Origin of the sequence: Paenibacillus forsythiae T98 (genome assembly GCF_000520735.1) — a bacterium.
Taxonomy (GTDB): Bacteria; Bacillota; Bacilli; order Paenibacillales; family Paenibacillaceae; genus Paenibacillus_AQ; species Paenibacillus_AQ forsythiae.
The window spans coordinates 1-2,683 of the sequence record NZ_ASSC01000371.1 but is presented as its reverse complement, the minus strand read 5'-3'; the positions used below and the strand labels follow the sequence as shown (position 1 = coordinate 2,683).

The following is a 2,683-nucleotide window of genomic DNA, read 5'->3' as shown; positions in this document are numbered from 1 at the left end:
ATCGGTTCGTACAGGCGGCCGCTGGCCGTCCAATCGGCGTACAGCAGAGGCTTTTTTCCGTATGGGGTTGAAATGGGATGGCCCAGACCGATCGTGTGCTCGCGAAAAGGGCTAAAATAGGCCTCCAGAGAATCGGCCTCTTCCGCAGAAGAGGCGAGGATGGATTTAAGCACGGGCATTCCCTCCAGCCAAGAGTCTTTGGCTCAGTATATGCCCAGCGGAGAAAATAGGTTAACGCCCAGCCTGAACCCGTCAAACGGCTTGTCGGGCCGGAACCATTGGAGAGGCGGAGCAAGGCCGCCCGCATCTCTAAATAAACAGCTGAAGGTCGCTCTCCAGCGCGTCTTTCAAGTAGGAGGCCGCATCGATAATCTCCACTTCCGGCAGCAGCTCCTCGGGCTTAAAGCCCATAATTTCCACAGACAGCTTGCAGGCGTAGAATTTAACGTTCTTTTTGCGGGCGCCCTTCAGGAAATGAATCAGCTTCGGCGCGCCCTGGTCTTCAATCATTTCCTCCAGCATCCATTTCCCGAGCCCGCTGAAATTCATCCGCGACAGCGGAAGCTGCTCCGGTCCCTTGGGCGTAATGACGTCCATCAGCTTTTCGTAGATGCTCTTGTCCTCCAGCGTCATCTTTTCGGGATCGCGCACCAGGAACAGTCCCCAGAACGCGAAGAATATTGTAACCTCCACCTCAATCTCTCTCGCGCTGTTAGCCAGAATCAAGCCGGCCATCGCCTTGTCGTATTCGCCGCTGAACATCAGCAGGTTCATTTTTTTGTTCACTGCCTTGGCCACCTCCGTAGGGGAATGGCCTTAGTATGGGCGGTCAGGCGCCGTTCTATGATTCCTTGGCGCTGCCGCACTGCTGCAAGGGGGCCTTGCCCGCCTTATACGCAAGCGAGCTCAGCATCGGCCGGATCTCTTCGGCGGGAAGGGGGCGGTAGAACAGAAAGCCCTGCATATATTTGCAGCCATGCGCCACCAGAAAATCAACCTGATGCTCGCTCTCGACGCCTTCGGCAATCAGATCGTAGCCAAGCTGCGAAGCGACAAAGGTGATCGATTGGATGATCGCCTCATCGATGGAGCTTTGGCCGATGCCGACGATGAAGGCGCGGTCGATTTTGATTTTGCCCACCGGAAAATGCTTCAGATAATTGAGCGAGGAGTACTTGGTGCCGAAATCGTCGATGGACACAAGAATTCCTGCATCCCGCATCTGCTGCAGCAGCGGATAGTGCTCCTCAAGCAAGGCGGTGCTCTCCGTAATTTCGAATTCAAGGCAGTCCGGTGTAAGCCCATACTCATCCAGGATGGAGCGGAGCATCGGCAGCAGATTGCGATTATAGAACCAGCTGTTGGAAATGTTGACGGAGGTGCGCGGAATCTCCAGTCCCTCCCGCTTCCATGCGGACAGCTGCCTGCATACTTCGCGGATAACCCAATCGGTCAACTGGGTCATGAGTCCCGCTTCCTCGACGGCCGCGATGAAATGGCCCGGCAGGAGCAGCCCCTTGCCGGGATGGTTCCAGCGAATCAGCGCTTCCAGACCGGCGATGGCGCCGGTGGCGGCATGGACCTGCGGCTGATAGTGCAGCACAAACTCCTGATTCTCCAGCGCGGAATGCAGATATCTGGCGATCAGCGTTTTTTGCTGAAGCTTCTCTCCAAGCTGATTGTCAAACAGGAAATAACCCTGCCCATCCGTCGATTTGGCCTGGTACATGGACATGTCCGCGTATTTAAGCAAGTCCTCTTTTTTCGTGGAATGCTCCGGATACAGTGAAATGCCGATGCTGACGGACAGGTTGAGATGCGTTCCCGAGATCATAAGCGGCTTGGCAGCGATCTCGCTGAGCTGTTCGGCCATTTCCGAAATCCGCTCCCGGGGCAAGTTCTGAAACAGCATGACAAATTCGTCTCCGCCGGTTCGCGCGAACAGCCTGCAGGGAAGATTGGCCTTATATATTCGTCCCGCAAGGGTACGTATCACCTGGTCGCCTGCCGAATGTCCCAGCGTATCGTTGATTTCCTTGAACCGGTTGACATCGAAAAAGAACAGCGTAAAGGTCTGCGAGGGGGAGGCCTCCCTGAGCAGCCGGTCGAATTCGTCCATGAAAAACCGGCGGTTCGGAATTTCAGTCAGACTGTCATAATAGGCGAGCTTCTCATACAGCTTCTCAGAAATGCGCAGCTCGCGTGTTCGGATATTGACAACATGCTCCAGCTCCCGGTTGAACCGTCTTTGCCGGGTGAGGAAATATAAAACGGAGGCAATGATCGACAAAAAAGCAAGATCCACCAAAAGAACACTAAGCAGCGCATTCCATTTTGCCCGGGGATCAAGATAAGTGTTAATCAGCCAGCTCTGGTTGTAGAAATCAACCGGAATGCTGATCAGGGTGCCCTTGTTCTCCGCCTGAGAGCCGAACAGAAAGCTGTGATCTTCCCGCGTCACGAACACCCGGGAGCTGCTCCCCAGAAAATGGCTGATAATATCGTTGATGCGCAGCGTGACGGAGACAATGCCTTCGAAGGTATTACGGTTAAAAAGCGCCTGTCTGATCACCATCCCGTATTCGCCCTGGGCGAGGACGCGAGGACCATCCACCGTTATGGCCCGCGACCGGATCGTCTCCTCAACCAGGCCCGGCGTGGAAAGACTGGATTCGAGAAACAG

Annotated in this window: 2 protein-coding genes and 1 pseudogene; all 3 read right to left on the bottom strand. The window is 55.0% G+C overall.

Going from position 1 to position 2,683, the window contains the following annotated elements; translation table 11 throughout:
• A pseudogene (locus L692_RS32675) lies at positions 1–179 on the bottom strand (aminotransferase class V-fold PLP-dependent enzyme); the annotation flags it as partial.
• Between the two features lie 130 nt (positions 180–309).
• Complete coding sequence (locus L692_RS0111995; protein WP_025700147.1) at positions 310–786, bottom strand: DsrE/DsrF/DrsH-like family protein; 477 nt, start codon at positions 784–786, stop codon at positions 310–312.
• Positions 787–841: 55 nt separating this feature from the next.
• On the bottom strand, positions 842–2,683 hold a 1,842-nt coding region (locus tag L692_RS28590), incomplete at its 5' end, for a putative bifunctional diguanylate cyclase/phosphodiesterase (protein ID WP_025700145.1).